The 17,210-nt window shown below is 63.7% G+C and carries 17 protein-coding genes and 1 pseudogene; 8 read left to right on the top strand and 10 right to left on the bottom strand.

What is annotated here, in order from left to right; genetic code table 11:
• Positions 1-1,194, bottom strand: a complete 1,194-nt coding sequence (locus ACIBJI_RS13855) for an IS110 family transposase (RefSeq protein ID WP_397084735.1) — start codon at positions 1,192-1,194, stop codon at positions 1-3.
• Between the two features lie 226 nt (positions 1,195-1,420).
• Here ACIBJI_RS13855 and ACIBJI_RS13850 point away from each other — a divergent pair, with 226 nt between their 5' ends.
• Entirely contained in the window at positions 1,421-1,582 is a 162-nt protein-coding gene (locus ACIBJI_RS13850; RefSeq protein ID WP_364349657.1) for a hypothetical protein, read from the top strand.
• Between the two features lie 12 nt (positions 1,583-1,594).
• Here the strand turns inward: ACIBJI_RS13850 and ACIBJI_RS13845 are convergent, their stop codons facing one another.
• From ACIBJI_RS13845 to ACIBJI_RS13830, 4 genes are all read right to left on the bottom strand, one after another.
• A complete protein-coding gene (locus tag ACIBJI_RS13845) occupies positions 1,595-2,623 on the bottom strand; it encodes an AraC family transcriptional regulator (RefSeq protein WP_397084354.1) in 1,029 nt (342 codons plus the stop codon).
• A 55-nt stretch (positions 2,624-2,678) separates the two neighbouring features.
• Entirely contained in the window at positions 2,679-3,191 is a 513-nt protein-coding gene (locus ACIBJI_RS13840) for a hypothetical protein (protein WP_397084352.1), read from the bottom strand.
• Between the two features lie 277 nt (positions 3,192-3,468).
• Positions 3,469-3,663: a hypothetical protein gene (locus ACIBJI_RS13835; RefSeq protein WP_397084350.1), complete on the bottom strand. Its 195-nt coding sequence runs from the start codon at positions 3,661-3,663 to the stop codon at positions 3,469-3,471.
• Entirely contained in the window at positions 3,663-5,276 is a 1,614-nt protein-coding gene (locus tag ACIBJI_RS13830) for a GMC family oxidoreductase (RefSeq protein WP_397084348.1), read from the bottom strand. The genes ACIBJI_RS13835 and ACIBJI_RS13830 overlap by 1 nt, the downstream gene beginning before the upstream one ends.
• A gap of 208 nt (positions 5,277-5,484) precedes the next feature.
• On the opposite strand from ACIBJI_RS13830, the gene ACIBJI_RS13825 reads away from it, so the two are divergent.
• Complete coding sequence (locus tag ACIBJI_RS13825) at positions 5,485-6,480, top strand: alpha/beta hydrolase (RefSeq protein WP_364349642.1); 996 nt, start codon at positions 5,485-5,487, stop codon at positions 6,478-6,480.
• A gap of 300 nt (positions 6,481-6,780) precedes the next feature.
• Here ACIBJI_RS13825 and ACIBJI_RS13820 read toward each other — a convergent pair whose 3' ends face one another.
• Complete coding sequence (locus tag ACIBJI_RS13820; RefSeq protein ID WP_397084346.1) at positions 6,781-7,836, bottom strand: D-alanyl-D-alanine carboxypeptidase family protein; 1,056 nt, start codon at positions 7,834-7,836, stop codon at positions 6,781-6,783.
• 355 nt (positions 7,837-8,191) lie between these two features.
• Here ACIBJI_RS13820 and ACIBJI_RS13815 point away from each other — a divergent pair, with 355 nt between their 5' ends.
• The 4 genes from ACIBJI_RS13815 (at position 8,192) to ACIBJI_RS13800 (ending at position 11,239) form a co-directional block, all read left to right on the top strand.
• Complete coding sequence (locus tag ACIBJI_RS13815) at positions 8,192-9,625, top strand: aminobutyraldehyde dehydrogenase (protein ID WP_397084344.1); 1,434 nt, start codon at positions 8,192-8,194, stop codon at positions 9,623-9,625.
• Positions 9,626-10,143: 518 nt separating this feature from the next.
• Positions 10,144-10,656, top strand: a complete 513-nt coding sequence (locus tag ACIBJI_RS13810) for a hypothetical protein (protein ID WP_364349633.1) — start codon at positions 10,144-10,146, stop codon at positions 10,654-10,656.
• 94 nt (positions 10,657-10,750) lie between these two features.
• The gene (locus tag ACIBJI_RS13805) at positions 10,751-11,062 is read left to right on the top strand and encodes a DUF3467 domain-containing protein (RefSeq protein WP_364349630.1); all 312 of its coding nucleotides are present in this window, start codon (positions 10,751-10,753) and stop codon (positions 11,060-11,062) included.
• 18 nt (positions 11,063-11,080) lie between these two features.
• Complete coding sequence (locus tag ACIBJI_RS13800; RefSeq protein WP_364349627.1) at positions 11,081-11,239, top strand: hypothetical protein; 159 nt, start codon at positions 11,081-11,083, stop codon at positions 11,237-11,239.
• A gap of 62 nt (positions 11,240-11,301) precedes the next feature.
• Here ACIBJI_RS13800 and ACIBJI_RS13795 read toward each other — a convergent pair whose 3' ends face one another.
• Positions 11,302-11,724 (bottom strand): low affinity iron permease family protein, encoded by a 423-nt coding sequence (locus tag ACIBJI_RS13795; RefSeq protein ID WP_364349624.1) that lies wholly within the window; start codon positions 11,722-11,724, stop codon positions 11,302-11,304.
• A 151-nt stretch (positions 11,725-11,875) separates the two neighbouring features.
• On the opposite strand from ACIBJI_RS13795, the gene ACIBJI_RS13790 reads away from it, so the two are divergent.
• Entirely contained in the window at positions 11,876-12,382 is a 507-nt protein-coding gene (locus tag ACIBJI_RS13790) for a flavin reductase family protein (RefSeq protein WP_364349621.1), read from the top strand.
• Between the two features lie 1,095 nt (positions 12,383-13,477).
• On the opposite strand, the gene ACIBJI_RS13785 is transcribed toward ACIBJI_RS13790, so the two are convergent.
• From ACIBJI_RS13785 to ACIBJI_RS13775, 3 genes and pseudogenes are all read right to left on the bottom strand, one after another.
• On the bottom strand, positions 13,478-13,948 hold the full coding sequence (locus ACIBJI_RS13785; RefSeq protein ID WP_397084341.1) for a VOC family protein: 471 nt from the start codon (positions 13,946-13,948) through the stop codon (positions 13,478-13,480).
• 25 nt (positions 13,949-13,973) lie between these two features.
• The gene (locus ACIBJI_RS13780; RefSeq protein ID WP_397084339.1) at positions 13,974-14,924 is read right to left on the bottom strand and encodes a DUF5996 family protein; all 951 of its coding nucleotides are present in this window, start codon (positions 14,922-14,924) and stop codon (positions 13,974-13,976) included.
• Positions 14,925-15,003: 79 nt separating this feature from the next.
• Positions 15,004-15,126, bottom strand: a pseudogene (locus ACIBJI_RS13775) (alpha/beta hydrolase); the annotation flags it as partial.
• 693 nt (positions 15,127-15,819) lie between these two features.
• Between ACIBJI_RS13775 and ACIBJI_RS13770 the strand changes: the two are divergent.
• Positions 15,820-17,100, top strand: coding sequence for a GNAT family N-acetyltransferase (locus ACIBJI_RS13770; protein ID WP_364349609.1), 1,281 nt, complete (start codon positions 15,820-15,822; stop codon positions 17,098-17,100).
• Positions 17,101-17,210 lie beyond the last annotated feature (110 nt).

Raw genomic sequence — 17,210 nt, 5'->3', positions numbered from 1 at the left:
TCAGGCGGCGGTAGCCGCGTGGTCGGGCGGGGCTGGGGCGTAGGTGCGGCCCTCGCGCAGAAGTGCCCAGAGGACGTTGACCCGGCGTCGAGCGAGGGCGAGCACCGCCTGATTATGGTGTTTGCCTTCAGATCTTTTGCGGTCGTAGAAGATTCGCGATTGCTCATGGAATCGGATACTGATCAGTGCCGAGGTGTAGAACATGTGGTGCAATCCTCGGTGATAGCGCCGGGGCCGGTGCAGATTGCCCGATATTCGTCCAGAGTCCCGGGGTGCTGGTGCGACGCCACCGTAGCCGGCCAGGTGGTTGGGCGAATCGAAGACCGTCATGTCGCCGCCGGTGGCAGCCAGGAACGTGGCGCCCATGAGCGGACCGATACCGGACATGCTCAGCAGGATTTCGGCGGTATGGTGGCGGCGAAATCGGCCCTCGATGAGCTTGTCGATGTATTTGAGCTGCTCGTCGAGGGTGATCACCCCCTTGGCCATGTCGGCCACCAACTCGGCGGCCAACCGTTGTCCGGGCAAGGTGGTGTGCTGGGCGGTGGCCGCGGTGACGGCCCTGACCGCCAGCGCCCCAGCTCCTTTGACCTTCTGCAAGCGCAGCCATTGCTCGACCTCGGCGACACCTGCCCGCCGCAGAGCGTCGGGGGTCTGATAGCCGGTGAGCAGCACCAGCGGTCCCTTGTTGGTCAAGTCCAGGGCTCGCTCGAGGGCGGGGCTGATGGTCTGCTGGTGCAGCCGGTTGACCAGCCGGACACGGTCGCCGGCGAGGTCACGACGGCGGGCAACGAGCATCCGCAGTTCCACGATGAGCTCGTCATCGATACGCATCGGGGACAGATCGCGGCGAATGCGGACCTGATCGGCGATGATCGCCGCGTCCTTCGCGTCGGTCTTTCCAGCGCCACGGTAGCCGTCAGCGGCCCGGTTGACCTGGGTGCCGCTGATGTAGAAGACCCGTTGATGGTGGGCTGCGAGCAAGGTCAACAGCAGCGCGGACTCGCCGGTGACGATATCCACGGCCCAGTCGACCTGGTCGCCCAGAGTAGTGATCTTGTCGATCAGATCCAACAGGGCTGTCTCGTCATTGTGAACTCTCCGCGACAGCAGCCGGTTGCCGTCGGTGTCGATTACCACCGCATGGTGATGTTCCTTGCCGATGTCGACTCCGGCCCAAGCACACTCCAAGATCGCCTCCCTCGCTCACCAAACCGGTTGCACCACAGACGACTTCGCTGGCCTATCCCTACGGAGCGACTGGTTCGCAATTCTCAATCAGCAGCCGAGTCGTCGAGGGGGTGCTGGGCGGCCAATCGTGTTAAGCCACAACCGATGCAGATGACTGAGAGCCATACCCGGCACCCCTGGGCACCAAGACCCTACGACTGGCCCGAGCAACCCACGAAAGAGGGTAGGGATGACTGAAGAACACCGCTCGGAACCAGATCGCCCCGCACGAATCCATCCACTGCCGGGATTCCAGGCACGGCTGCCCCAGTTCGGCACGCTCATCGGCCAGATCGGACTCGACGAGGTCGAGAAGAACCTGGGTGAATACCTCGGCATGGCAAGCCAGTAGGCGCCTCGCGGCTCAGTTCCGTTCGTACCGTGCCGCAGTCGGTGAGCGTCCGGTCCAGCGGATGTAGGCCCGTCGGAATTCACGACCATTGCTGAATCCGACCTCACGGGCAATGGCGCCGATGGTCAGGGCCGACTCCTGCAGCAGGACGGTCGCCCATCGTTCGCGGACCCGGTCACGCACGGTGCTGAAACTTACACCGGCAGTGGTCAATTGGCGGCGTAGCGTGCGTTCGGTGAGGTTCAGGTGGCGGGCCACGGCGGTCACTGTCAAGGGGGTGCGGGCCTGGCCCTCGAGCAGGGTTTCGACCGCGGTGATGATGTCGCTCTCGAAGGTGTGCAGGCTGATCAGTTGGCGGCAGGCGGCCGCGGCCACGCTGCGGGTCGGTTCGTGGTGGTGTGGAAGTCGGGAAGCCAGCAGGGAAGTCGGGAAGCGCACGCGGGTGGCTTCGGCATCGAACTCGATCGGACAGCGGAAGAACTGGGTGTACTCGCGGGCGTACGCCGGTGCCGGATAGGACAACTCGACCGAGAGCGGTGATCGGTTGGCGCCGAGCATTGTTCGCACGAATGTCAATGCGGTGCACAACGCCTCTTCGAAAAGGAACATCGTCAGCTCCGGATCGGTTTCACGCTGACGCAGAATCAGCACTACCTCGCCGTCGACGGTCTCGAACTCGATGTCGACCAGACTGCCGGAGGCCACGTGCAATTCGGCACCCAGTACGAGGGCGTCGGCGAGCGACGCGCACGCGCTCAGCGCGATTCCCAGCATCCCCATCGAGACCAGGACGTCGCGCTGGCCGAGTCGCATACCCCAGGGACCGGGAGGAAGCGCGCGCAGGGCGCGTCGCAACACGGTGGCCGCCTGATCGTAGGAGACCTTGACGATGTCGGACTCGAATAGTCGCTCCGAATCCAATCCGGTTCCCCAGAACCACGACTCGACCGATATGCCGAGGTTATGTCCTATCTCCACCACTCCGGACAACACAATGGGTGGAATGATCGCGTCATTGAGCGCGTGGGGTCGTGGCACCATGCTGTGAACCTCGCGCCTTCGTACCGATGTGCGGATGGAACCCGAGCGTTGGCCGCTAGCGCCCAGCGGCGGCGAGCGCGGTGGCGCGATCGGTGTATTGCTCGGCAAGCCGATCGAGTTTGCGCTCTAGAATGGCGACCGCCGGGTTCACGGGAATCCGCGAATCCTTGACGCTGTACAGCTCTGCGCCGACTTCCGCTATCCGACTGATTACCGTTCCGATGGTCTCGCCCGGTTCGACCTGAACGTCACCGTCCTGTCGGACATAGACTTCGATCCAGAAGTCGATGATCCGGATGATCCGCACCGCCCGCACCCGCCTATCGCCAGAGTGCTCGTTGTGGCCTTGTAAACAAATGTGGGCGAGCTCGCCCGCCCATCGCGCGATCGTATGTTGTTCCCGCGCAGCCGCTGTGGACTGTGCGCCGAGTACCGCGGCCAAGATTTCTCGCACGCCCGGCAGACCGTGGGCCTGCGAAATCTGGTGGGATACCCGGGTATGCGTCAGCTCTTGGACATCGACCAGCTTCAGCCACCGGTCTCGGGAAGGCGAGGTGGGTCGTTGCATGGGCGCCTCCTGGTAGGTGCACCCGGCGTGGCGACCAGACACGGTGGATTGGATTGCCGTGTAACGGTTCTGGCGCTACCGCTGTACGCGCCTGCGGAGACGGGTACCGACCTCAGCGGCTGCCACGCCGGGTGCGTTTCCAGCTTTGCCGAGCGGCCGTGTCCAGCAAAGCGCCATAACTGATCCGAAAGTCGCACACTTCCGCTACATACCGTCCGCGGCGGTGCCCAAGTCGACAAACCGAGCACACTGCGGCCATCGATCAACACCGATCAGATCATCTGGGATTTCTTCCAGGCGCACCCGCTGCCGGGCTGACATCGATTGATGTCAGCAGGTACTCGAGCGCTCCAGTCGCGATGAGCACCACGAGCACCGCGCACCGCAGCCCGAGCACCGCCAAGGCAGGCAGATTGGTGGCTATCGGAATCAGCGCGACCAAGATCGCGGCGGCCACCATGGCCACGGGCATCAGCCGACGGCACCGAGTAGCTCCGCGCACTTCTCACCGATCATGAGCGACGGCGCGTTGGTATTGCCGCCCGTGATGCTCGGCATGATCGAAGCGTCAGCGACCCGTAGACCTTCGATGCCGCGCACCTTCAGCGCGGGGTCGACCACGGCCGCCTCATCGACGCCCATGCGGCATGTGCCGACCGGATGATAGATCGAATGCACCCGGTTGGGCAGTTCCCGGCGCAGCGCGGATTCGTCCATCAGTTCCCTGCCGGGCGTGTGCTCCTCGACGATGTCACCGGCAATACTCTTGTGCGCCATGATTTCCCGGACGATTTTGATGCCTTCGATCAGGAATTCGGTATCGCGGGGATCGCTCAGATAGCCGGGGTCGATGAGTGGCGCGGCGAAAGGGTCCGTCGAGGCCAATTTCAGCTCACCACGGCTCTTCGGATAGATCAGGCTGGGCAGCACCGTCAGTGCGGGGCGGCGCTCCACCAGGTACATCTTGTCCTCGTCCTGATTGGGCACCGGATAGTTCCACGGCAGACTGTGCAGCTGCATATCCGGGTACCCGGCCTCGGCGAATCTGGTCTTGACGAAGCCGACGGCCTCGAACACGGTGCGCCCCATCCAGGAACTGCCCGGACGGCGCAGTTCGCGCAGCAGCGCGCGGGCGAAATACGTGGGTATGCCGCGGTGGATGGCTTTCTTGGAGATGTAGGTCATGGGCACGAACATGTGATCGTGCAGGTTCTGGCCTACCGGTAGATCCGCGTGCACGGTGATTCCGAGTTCACGAAGGTGTGCTGCCGGGCCGATGCCAGAGAGCATGAGCAGTTGCGGGGAGCCGATCACGCCGCCGGAAACGATGATCTCCTTGCCGGCGTGGACGATTCGGCGCGCGCCGTTGTTCTCCTGGATTTCGACGCCGGTGGCGCGGCCGTTGTCGATAACGATGCGGGTCACGTGGACCCGCGTGATGACCTGCAGGCCCGCACTCGGCCATTCGGTGATGAATGCGCGAGAAGAGCTGTAGCGCAAGCCATTGCAGACACTCTGCTGGAAGATCGAGATGCCTTCCTGTGATTCGCCGTTGTAGTCCTCGATAATCGGTGTCCCGAGCGTTTCGGACGATGCGGTCATGAACTCTTCACCGATCGGGGTGAGGTCCTTCTGGCGGGTGACCTGGATGGGCCCTCCGGCGCCGCGATAGGCGTCGGGGCCGCCCTCCCAGTTCTCGAGGCGCTTGTAGGCGGGCAGGATCTGCTCGTAGGTCCAGCCGGTATTGCCTTGCGCTGCCCAAGAATCGAAGTTTGCTCGATTTCCGCGTACGTAAAGCATGCCGTTGACCGAGCTAGAGCCGCCGAGCACCTTTCCGCGGGTCATGGGGATTGTGCGGTTGTTGGCGTGCTTCTGCGGTATCGAGTACTGCTTCCAGCACACTTGTTTTTTGAGCGCCGGAATGGTGTGGACCATCGTGATCAGCCCGGGGCTGGTGACCAGTCGGGTGTTGTCCGCACGTCCCGCCTCCAGCAGGAGCACGTTGGCACCGTGCTCGGCCAGTCGGCCCGCGATGACGGCGCCGGCGCTGCCCGCGCCTACGACGATGTAGTCGGCTTCGCTCATGATTTCGCCTGTCTGCTCACGTCCTGATCGAGGGTAATGCGCTTCAGGACATGCGTCTGGATGCTATTCCGGACAGACCTCCAAATCAACACTGCGCCTTGTGAGCAGGACGGATTGACGCCCACATTGACCGATCATCTGTCTGGACAGTTGTTCGTAGATGGTTCCGCTTTTGTGATAGCGTCACCGCACCTTCGGGAGGTTCGGCATGAAAATCAGCGACGCGATGATCGACAAGCAGTTGCGGCGCACCGGCGTGTGGATTCGCCGGTTGATGTCCTCGCACGATGAACGGCGATTGCGGCGGACGGCCGAGCTCGTCGACGCGGTGGCGCCGCTGGCACGCATCGGTGTGTCGAGAACGATGCGGGTGCGACAGGTCGGCATCGAGCGAGGCGATGGCACCCGGCTGCGGATGCTGATCTACTCGCCGCTCGAACCGACCCCCGCCGCCACCGGCGTGCTCTGGCTGCATGGCGGCGGCTACTTCCTCGGACGGCCCGAACAGGATGTCGCGGTCTATCGCCGGATGGTCGTCAAGACCGGATGTGTCATCCTCGCCCCGGACTATCGACGCAGCGTCGAACAGCCGTATCCCGCGGCTCTGGACGATTGCTACACCGCGCTGATCTGGATGCGCGACAACGCGTTTCGGCTCGGTATTCGTCCCGATCAGCTGGTCGTGGCAGGCGAGAGTGCGGGTGGCGGACTGACGGCCGCGCTGACACTGCTCGCCCGCGACCGCGGTGAGGTGAATATCGCCTTCCAGATGCCGATCTACCCGATGATCGACGACCGGGTTTGCACTGCCTCCTCGTGTGACAATGACGCCCCAATGCTCGACACCGTCACCTTGGTGACCGCATGGAAGCTGTATCTACGCGATCTTTATGGGACACAACGTGTTCCGATATATGCCGCGCCCGCCCGCGCAATCGATCTGCGGGGCCTGCCACCCACTTTCACCTACGTCGGCGAACTCGAGCCGTTCCTGGACGAGACAGTCGCTTATGTGGATGGTTTGCGTACTTGCGGGGTGCCGGTGGACTTCGAGGTTTACCCGGGTTGCTGGCACGGCTTCGACCGTCTGGTACCCCGCGCCGAGGTGAGCCGGCGGGCCTTGCGGTCACGGGAACGCTGGTTCCGCCACGCGGCCGCCACCTACGTCGCTCCGCAGCCTGCACTGGACCGAGACCGGATCTGAGCTGTGGCGTACTGCCTTCGACAGCGCAGCGGCCGATTACCCGGCGACAGCATCGTCACCAATGCGAAATCGCTGGGCCGAATCTCGCGCCGCCGCAAGGAGCGCTTCGACCTGCGGGTGCGAAAGCCCCAGCGTCGGAGACTCGTTCACTACTCGTGGACCAGCGCAAGTACTCCGCCGGCGAAAGCTCCAGCACGCCGGCGATAACGCAGGAGCGGCGGGCGGCGGACACGGTCGTGGTGTGGCCGCGGATCGTCCTGGTGCGCACCGGGATCCGCAGGCGGCCTGCCGCATTCGACGCTAACTGATCGGCAGCGCGCTCAGGATCGGGCCGTAGGCCCAGTTCAACATGCGCTCGGCGTCGTCCTTTGCGGCGACGGCACTGTCGGGTGAGCTGTGCAGGACCACACCTATGAGCGGTATTCCTGCCCTGACCGTCTCGAACAGCAGGCAGGTTCCGGCGGCGTCGGTGGATCCGGTTTTGATGCCGATAGTGCCGGGATATTCGTGCAGCAGCCTGTTCGTGCTCTGCCAGAGGTGCGCGCGGTTGTCCGGGCCGGCGGGCAGGTGATAGCTCTGCGACCTGGCGATGTCGCGGAACACTGGCAGGCTCATGGCGCGCAGGCCGAGGGCCACCAGGTCCGTCGGTGTGGAGTAGGTGGAGTAGTCGGTGGGGGCGGGCAGCCCGCTGGGATCGGTGAAATGTGTTCCCACAAGGCCCATTTGATGCGCGGTGTCGTTCATTTTGGCGATGAAGCCGTCTTGGCCGGGTCCGTATGCCTCGGCAAGGGTATAGGCGGCGTCGCAGCCGGACGGCAGCATCATCGCGTACAGGAGCTGTCGGGCGGTGAGCACCTCGCCGGGGACCAGGCCCGCGTTGCTTCCGTCGTACTTGGTGCCGTAGGCGATGATTTCTTGCGGCACGGCGATGGTCCGGTCGAGGTCGCCGGCGTTGATCACAACCAATGCCGTCATCACCTTAGCGATGCTGGCTATCGGGACCGGGGTATTCGGCTGCCGCGACCAGAGCACCGTGCCGGTGATTCCGTCTGCCAGCGCTGCTCCCGGCGCCTGCACTGCGTCCGGCTCAGAAGTCAGCCAGGGCAACTGAATATGGGCCTCGCTCGCGGCGGGGGCGGCCGTGACGCCATGACCGGCGACCACGACCAGCGCCCCGGCGACCGCCGCCTGCAACAATTGAGCAAATGTCCGCATGGCCGCATTCTGCCGTGCGACACCGTCAACCAGTGGGATTTCACCGACCGAACAACCGCGCCGCGCTGGCGTCAGCATGCAATCGGCTAATTCAGGATGCGCTCGGGAAGGAATAACGGCCTTCCTGGAGAAGCGCCCCACCCGCCTGGCCGGATCAGCGCCCCAACGGCGGCACCTTCGTGTGCTGATGCCCGCTCACCGACCGCCTCGAGCGTCGCAGACTCGTACCCCGCAGCGCCTCGGCGGCGTCGAGGATCGCTTTCCCGCACGCGACGCCCCGGCGTGGCACAGCAACCTTGCGTGCGGACTACCGCTCGACAAACTCGACCACGGTTCGCGATCAGCCGAGAACGCTTGAAGAGCTCGAGCTGAATAGCAGCCGCATCGTGATCGAACGAGCGGATCTTGTCGGGACGCTACGTCAGCATAGACAAGGGCGGGTGAAACGTTCCACGTCAGAGAGTTGGCGACTGAACAGAGCTATCGAGGAGGCTTCATGGTAATGGTCCAGAACTTCATCGACGGTAAGCTCGTCGACTCGGTCGGCGGTGCGACGATGGCCCTCGTCGACCCTGCCACCGGCGATCAGTACGGCACCGCCCCGGTGTCCACCGAACAGGACATCGACAACGCGTACGCAGCGGCGGCCAAGGCATTCTGCGACTGGAAGCGCACAACGCCGTCCGGCCGCCAGAAGGCGCTGTTGGATTTCGCCGACGAGGTGGAGAACGCCGCCGACGCGCTCGTTGCGGCCGAGGGCCGCAACACCGGCAAGCCGAAGCACCTCACCTTGGCCGCAGAGATCCCGCAGATGCTGGACCAGATCCGATTCTTCGCGGGGGCGGCACGGGTACTTGAGGGCAAGTCGGCCTGCGAGTACCTGGCGGGCCATACATCGTGGATCCGCCGGGAGCCGATCGGCGTCATCGGACAGGTGACGCCGTGGAATTACCCGATGATGATGGCAATCTGGAAGTTTGTTCCCGCGATCGCGGCGGGAAACACCGTGGTGATCAAGCCGAGCGACACCACCCCGGTGACGACGGTGATGCTGGCCGAACTGGCCGCCGAGCACCTGCCGCCAGGCGTGCTCAACGTGGTAACCGGTGACAGGGTGACCGGTGCGGCGGTGGTCGCGCATCCGACCCCGCAGATGGTATCGATCACCGGTTCGTTGGCCGCAGGCCGTGCGGTCGCGGAGTCGGCCGGAACCCACCTCAAGCGCACGCATTTGGAGTTGGGTGGCAAAGCACCGGTAATCGTGTTCCCCGACGCCGATATCGCTGCTGCCGCCGCGGGCATCACGGCCTCCGGCTATTTCAACGCCGGGCAGGATTGCACGGCGGCCACCCGGGTGCTCGGCCACGCATCGGTGGCCGAAGATCTGACCGCGGCGCTGGCCGAGCAGGCCGGCAATGCCACAACGACGTTCGGCAAAGCCACCGAGGACGAGAACGCCTGGGTGCCACCTGTCAATAACGCCAACCAACTACAGCGGGTGCTCGGTTTCCTCGATGAGGTGCCCGATCACGCTTCGGTCGTGGCCGGTGGGCACCGGCAGGGCGACCACGGGTATTACGTCGAGCCGACGGTCATCGGTGGGCTGCGGCAGGCCGACCGACTGAGCCAGAACGAGATATTCGGCCCGGTGATCACCGTGCAGTCGTTCACCGACGAAGACGAGGCGATCCGATGGGCCAACGGCGTCGAATACGGGCTGGCATCCTCGGTGTGGACCAAGGATGTGTCGAGGGCGCTCCGCGTGTCGGCCGCGCTCGACTTCGGCTGCGTGTGGATCAACACCCACACCGCGCTGATCGCCGAGATGCCGCACGGCGGGTTCAAGTCGTCCGGGCACGGCAAGGACCTGTCGATGTACGGGCTGGAGGACTACACCCGCGTCAAGCATGTGATGGCCAAGATCGACTAGGTCAGCTACCGCGCCGCACTTCCGAACTCGTTTGCGTGGGCCGGAATCCGAGACCACGATCTTCTCGTCAGGCACCCCGAACACTGCGGCCGCGGCGACGTGGGGGCGTCATGTCACGTTCCAGGGTTCGACCGATGAGATCCGTGCCCGCATCAACAAATCCTGTTTTTGCTACCGCCGAGTGCCAGTGACCGAGTGTCCCGAATACGGTTCGGCGATGCGACACATCGACACACCGACTAGATAACCACGTCATAGCTGAGCGGGAGCGAAGGTAGATCGGCATGACACTAATCATGCTGGCTGGTCGCGCCGATCAGCAGAGAAGTCATGCCCGCATCGGCGACCTTAGCCCGGTCGCGGACCAATGAACGCAACCGGGACTGGATCGACCCGACGCGTTCACGTCCATTACCAAACGGTTGCAGTGAAGTTGCTGACAGGGTGTTGATCTTCGGTCAGAATGAGTTCGGTCAATCGAGTCTGTCCACTCAACCAACCCTTGGAGGGAAGCTCATATGGCTCAGGAAACAAGCACTGACAGCAAGCGTGGCGACGTCCTCGACATGCAGAACCTTCGGGACATCGAGATGGTGCTGCGGCTTCAGATCGATGAGGCGCGGCAGGAAGCTCAAAGCGCTCGTCAGTACGCCCAGCAGGCACAGAACCTTGCCCGGCAGGCGCAACACCAGACTCGTCAAGTCCAGCACCAGGCGCAAATCGCCCAGCACGAGGCCAACCAAGCCAACCAGCAGGCCCAGCAGGCCCGCCAACAAGCCCAGCAGGCGCAAAACCAGGCTCAGCAGGCCCAAGGCGAGGCCGATCGGGCGCAGAGCCAGGCCCAGCAGGCACAGGGCGAGGCCAACCAGTCCAACCAGCGGGCTCAGTCGGCACAGGATCAGGCCGAGCAGGCCAGCCAGTTGGCCCAGCAGGCCGAGGATCAGGCCAGCCGTACCCAGGACCGGTCCGGGCAGTGGGAAATGCAGCTGCATCACCTTCGCGAGCAGGCACGCCAGGCACAGTTCCGCTAGTCACCGAATCTGCTGTCGATGAACGACGTGTCGACGAAAGGGGCCACCGCCCAGCGATGTGCTCTTTTCGTCGACCGGTGAAAGGTGACCGCGGATGAACGAACCGACTCTGCCGCCCCCGAACGACGTCGAGGTGATCGTGCCGGAGGTGATGAGCGCCGGTGCCTACTCCAACGGGTTCACCTGCTGGTACAACCGGACCGACTTCACCCTCGACTTCCTCGTATATCTGCCGACCGATCAGGGTGTCGACGACGCCGGTCAGCCGGTGATGCGGCAACCGGCTCAAGTGGTGTCGAGGGTGAAGTTCCCGCCGGCGATGATCTTCCGGCTGATGCAGATCTTGAACGACAGCATGAGCAACTATGAACACCAGTTCGGCCCGATTACCCACCTCGGAGAATAACCGGACAGGAGAAAAACGATGCTCCTATCCAGTCCCATCATTATCCTCGCGAGCCCACGCGACCGGGCAGTCGTGATCGACTCCGCCATCTGCTACCGGCCCGCCAAGATCGCGGGCCGCCGCTACCACGTCACCACCACCACGCCAGAACGCGCAGACCAACCCGCCTTCGAATGAGCGCTGCCGGTCTCATCGACCTCGCGGCGCTGGGTCTCGAGCGCTCTGTTTAGCGCCGCCGATCAGGTCGATTCTCGTTTTTCCAGACCTACTGCGTCGGCGAGTTCTTTGCGGTGGCGGTCGAGTTCTGGATGCTCGGTGCGGAGTTCGCCCATGAAGTCGGCGAGGGCGTCCGCGATGGCGTTGAGTTTCTGCTGAACGGCTTCGTCGGCACGAGATTGCGTGTTCTGCAGCAGCGCTACCAAGAGAAAAGTGACGATAGTGGTGGCTGTGTTGATCACCAGTTGCCATGTGTCGATACTCGGCATTACCAGGAACGTCGGTGCCCACACCAAAACCAGGAGCACGCAGAAAACGAAGAATCCGGCCTTGGAGGCAAAAGCGGCAGCTGCCGTTGCGAAGCGGTCGAAAATCGTCAACCGGCCCCGCACATCCGACGGCATCGTGCCGGGCTCTTGGTCGGCTTGCTGTGGATTGTCCTGCATCGAACCCGCCCTTCCAGACAACGTACCGGGCAGCTCACCGCCCTGTGACACGCATAGCCGCGCCGTCGGCGCGCAAACAACCTCGCGCCAGCGGAGACGTGCTCATAGACAGTCGCGGCCGAAGTCAACAGCGGTCTGATATACACACACGATGTCGGATGCTCCGGTAGACGGTCCCAGCGCGTTCGAGTCAATGGTGGCCATGGCCGATGCCCCGGTGTTCATCGTGACGGTCGCGGTCGGGGATGAGCGCAGTGGTTGTCTGGTGGGGTTCGCGTCGCAGGTAAGTATCGATCCGGCACGGTTTCTGGTCTGTTTGTCGAAGAACAACCACACATACCGGACCGCCACGGGAGCCGCATATATGTCGGTGCACCTGGTCGATCGAGACAACCTCGCGCTGGCGCAACTGTTCGGTGCGGAGACCGGCGACGAGGTCGATAAATTCAGCCGGTGCCGATGGCGGGTCGGCCCGAACGGAGTACCTGTGTTGGTGGACGCGGTCGCATGGTTTTCCGGAACGATCCAGGCTCGCAACGACTTCGGTGACCATGTGGGCCTGGTCTTGGCACCCGAAGCTGGATACGCGCCCGGTCGAACAGTTGATGCGGTGCGATGGAGCTCTGTCGCCGACCTCGAGCCCGGTCACCCGGCTTAACACCCACGTAAAGCGTCGGCTTACCAGGGGTTTCGTTGCATTCGGAAATGCGGAGACGCGCCAGCCAGTGTTGGTTACGCCGTACCCAATGCCTCAGCAGGTTGACATCCCCAAGGAACGCGGCGTCGGGCCGCAGCGCGTGACGGCCGCCTCGGATCCTGATCGGCGATAAATCACCTTCGTCACCGATGGTCCCGCGTTGGTCCAGGGGCCGGTCGAGCTGATGCGCGAGGACGGCACGGCGGTGCATTCGGAATCGGTTCCTGGTGGCTGTGTGTAGGTGCCGTCGGAGCAAGACCTTGCCCTGCCTCCGCCAGGACGGCGCTGACACGGCTGGCGTCACGCCATCGAGGCGTGGTTACCCGACCCCCGGTCGTCCGGACCGATGATGAGTTGAGCGACCGGGTGCTCGCCGTCGTTGAACTACTGTGTCACTGCGGCCTGGATTCGCGGGGCTGGTCCTCGGCTCTGCGTACGCCGCTCTGATGGCCGCCCTCTACACCCTCGTCGGCGGCTTCGGTTTCCGGGGCCTGCGATGCCGGTTGCTCGTCAGCCGGGGACGCGGTGGCCCCTCCGGGAGTGTCATCGGGGTCAGGCGCTTTGAACTTCGAGTCGCTCACCGGATGTACAGCGCCCGCGGTGTTGGCGCCGGTCCCCTCGCCCGCACTGCTACTGGCAATTCTTTCGGCGCTCGTTTGGCGGCCTTCGTAGGGCGGTACGGCCGGTTCCGCGTCTCCCGGAGGGACGGTCCCGGTCGTGCCGATGGTGTCGTCCGTCGGGTTGTGGTCGCGTGTTGAGGTGACTTCTTCTTGGTCGAATGTGCCGACCGGGCGATCCGCCGATCCGCCGCCCTGAATATCCGACCCGGTGTCTCGCGAGCCTTTGGCTCCTCGCTCCGATTGGGGCTCTTCAGATAGATGTTTGCTAGACATACCTCCATCGTCTCCTCTGATAGAGCGCTGGATTATCTACTCTGCATTTCAAGCGTGATGCCCGATCCAACCTCAGTCAAGCCATCGTGATGACGATGTGACGACCAAATCGGGCCAGCGTGAACGACTCGGCCGCGCATTCGCTCGGCATTTGCCGGAGCCTCTATCTTTCTCCGATTTCAGCGCCCCCCGCATGTCGGTCGGCGTATATGCCGCGGAGCATGCCGGTGGCCTGGCCGATCTCGATGAGGTAGCCGTCTGGGTCGCGGAGATAGCACCGGATCTCGGCTTTGCGGTCGAGTGGTTCGGTGAGGAATTGTGCCCCTTTGGATTTGGCGTCGGAGTAGAACGCGGCGATGTCGGCGACCCGCACATTCAAGAATGACGAGATCGGATCACCTGGTTCAGGGGAAGCCAGAGTGACGTCGGGCTTGTCCGGGGTCGGGCCGCCGCCCGGGTTCAGGATGATCCAACTGTTGGCGACCTTCACGATGGCCGGGTTCTCCCCCAGCACGACCCGGCCGCCGAAAATTTCGGTGTAGAAATCTCGGGAGCGAGCGACGTCGCGCACGGTCAAGAAATGCGTCAGGAGCAGTCCCTGTTCGGGAGCAGGTAGGTCGTTCCGATTGGTCACGATTCCCTCCTGGGTTCAGTGTTCGCTATTTCTGGGCCCACCGGTGCGGATCGCATTCGAGTGCTGCTCGGTCCCACTTGCCGCGTTCAGCGGCCGCTTGATAGGTGGTGTGCAGGAATTCCAGAAGGGTTCGTTCCGGATCTGCGGCGGTGCGTACCGCCTCGTAGGGCAGCAGAAACTGGCCGTTATCGGCGCTGTAAAAGGCGTGCCGAGGACCGACCGGATAGTCGGCGAAGCCGTCGGGTTCGGGATAGGCGTAGGCGTAGAAGGCGCCTTCGTCGCCACCACCCGGCCAGAAACCGCAGCTACTCAACTCGTGGGAGTAGCCCTCCACCATCACCCAATTACCGCAGTTGGGTGCGCCGCCCGGATGCTTCGGCGCGGTGCGGCCGGAGAACCTGGTACAGGCCAGATCCATGGCGCCCCAGAAGAAGTGCACCGGGCTCACTTTGCCGATGAAATGCGAACGAAACTCGCTCATTACTCGATGGGCCGCGACGAGTTGGCGCCAGAACAGATGCACGGCGTCGCGATCATAAGAAGCATGCGCATAGTCGTCGGCGAACGGGATCGCAGGATCGACCTCGTTGGGCTTCGCCTGAATCTGTACCGCTATGCCGAGTTCGTCGAGCGCACTCATCGTTTCGGCATAGAAATGCGCAACCGGCTTGGGTTCGAGCGCGACTTGACGGGCGCCGCCATCACTGGCTCGTATGTGCAACCGGTGCTCATTGAAGTCGAACTCGATGTCGAACACACCGGCCTCGTAGGGCATCGCGGAGGTGGTCAAACCCCGTGGGCTGACGTAGAGGGTGACCTGCCACCAGTGGTTGATCATCGGCGCATGAGCGAGTCGAATCTTGCCGATGATCTGGGTCCACATATGCACCGTGTCGCGGGTAGCGGTCCACTCCTCGACCCGCAACTGCGGCCAGCGTCGCGACGACGCGATCTCCGTGCGAGTGGTCTCGACCATCAGACCTCCTTGGTCCGTCTGTCGGTTTCGGTGCCGGTCGCGGTGCGGATGCCGTGGTGCTGCGGGCGTCGGCCTGGTATCAGGCACTCGGGAAAGCGAGCAGGTCCGCGTTGACGGTCTGGGTGGTTGGCATGCCGCGCGGGAAGTCCTTATAGGTCTTCTGCGCACCGTTCTCGAGAAGCTGCCCGGACAACGGGCCGGAGGCCGGTACGGTATCGGGCTCACCCCACTGCCACGTCAGCTGTCCGATCCAGTGGAGCCCGCCGCACGACAACCGTGTCAGCAAATGACGACCCGAAATGTCAGCAGCTGTCCAGCCGGAATTGACCGCTGAACTCGGCGAAGCGCGCCCCAGCTGACGCCCCGCCAGGCAGAACCCCGCGAGCCGGTGCACAGACAGGTTTCCGCCGTTGCGGCTGCGGACCTATGGCCAGAACGACGACGGCTGGGTAGAGGCCAACAGATTTTAATGACCCAGGCCCCACTCGACCAGTGTAAATGCCCGCCCGCCAGCGATGGCCTGATTCGTCAGTAAGGCATCATCCTCAACGCTGGCCCCGAGGGGATTCGCGCAGGAGCGCCGGAGTGACGACATGGTCGGTCGCTCATGGCAGGCCAGCGGGAGGTCGCCACCCTCGGCTTCCCCCTGCCATGCCTTGACCAAACCGCGAACAAACACCCGAGCGCTACTGGCCGCTGCGCTGCATTCCTCGATCGAGCGGCAGCGCGGTCTGGATGAGACCGGCCAGCCCGACGGACGGCGCGATTCCTGCGATGGACGTCTCGCCGATTTGCATTTCCCGGAGGTTCGCGCCCTGGCTTGCTCACACCCTCTATGGGTGTTTACTGAAAGAGCGTCTCAGTTGGCCCACTCCAATGGCAGTTCGAGGTGCGTATGCCGGTATGGCGACTGCGTGAATTTCGTGACGATGATCTGGATCAGGCAATCCAGATCTGGGAACAGAGCCGACGGGCGACCGGGGAGGAGCCGGTGTTCGCGTTGGCGGAGGTGCTGGCGTCCGCGCGAGCAGGGCAGCCGGCGGTGGTGGCGGAGGTCGGGGAAGAAATTGTCGGAATGGCCGTCGCCCAGATCCACAGCGAGCGTGCCTGGGTCCTGCTGGTGGCCCTGGGTGCGCAGTGGCGGCAGCGCGGTATCGGTAGTGCGCTGCTGACCGAACTGGAGCGGCGGCTGCGGTCGAACGGCGTGCGGCGGATCTGCACGCTCCTCCCACAGGATGCGACCGGGTCGGTCGCGTTCGAGAATTCCGGATATCAGCACAGGACCGGTCTGGTCTACTACGAACTGCTGGAACCGTTGGCACCCGCGCAGTCTTATTTGCTGACCGAGCTGGGTGGGCGGCTGCTGCCACCCGGGTTGTGGCAGTCGATGGCGGGGATGGACCGCGAGAAAGAAATCATCGAACGACGGATCGTGTTGCCGTTGGCGAACCCGGATGTCGCGGAGCGTTATCGGGTTCGGCCACCCAAGAGCGTGATTTTGTTCGGTCCGCCGGGCACCGGAAAAACCAGTTTCGCGAAAGCGGTCGCCTCGAGACTGGAGTGGCCGTTCGTCGAGTTGTTCCCGTCTCGGTTGGCCGCGACGGCAAGCGGCGGGCTCGCGGCGTCCTTGCGTGAGGTGTTCGCGGACTTGGCCGAACTCGACGAACTTCTGTTGTTCATCGACGAGGTGGAGGAGATCGCGGGCGCACGCGAGGGGACGGCGACCAGCGCGGCGCATGGAGTAACGAACGAGCTTCTCAAGCTGATTCCGGCATTCCGAGAGGATTACAGCCGCCTGCTGATCTGCGCCACCAACTCGGTTCGTTCGTTGGACTCGGCTTTCCTACGGCCGGGCCGCTTCGACTACGTGATACCGGTCGGTCCACCTGATGAACCCGCCCGCGAAGCGATCTGGCGGCGCTACCTCGGCCCCGCCGCCGAGAACGTCGACCTCGGCCATCTGGTGCGCGTTACAGCCCACTTCACTCCCGCCGACATCGAGTACGCAGCCCGTGCCGGTGCACAATCGGCGTTCGAACGCGCGATGCGCGACGGAACGAACAAACCCGTCAACCTCGAGGACTACCTCACCGCCATTGCCAACACCCGCCTGACTTTGACACCGGACATCCTGACCGCGTTCGAACACGACCAAGCGAACTACACCAGACTCTGAGGCCCGCCGTCTCAGTTCAGCTCCGCCTTGCAGATTGCGGTCGTGAGTAGGGCTTCAGTGGTGGAGGCACCCGCGGACCCCGGCCGAAAGCACTCGACCGGGGTCTCGGC

This window comes from Nocardia sp. NPDC050408, from assembly GCF_044458905.1.
Taxonomy (GTDB): Bacteria; Actinomycetota; Actinomycetes; order Mycobacteriales; family Mycobacteriaceae; genus Nocardia.
Note: the sequence above shows the minus strand (reverse complement) of the source record. Positions and strands in the feature narration are given on the sequence as shown.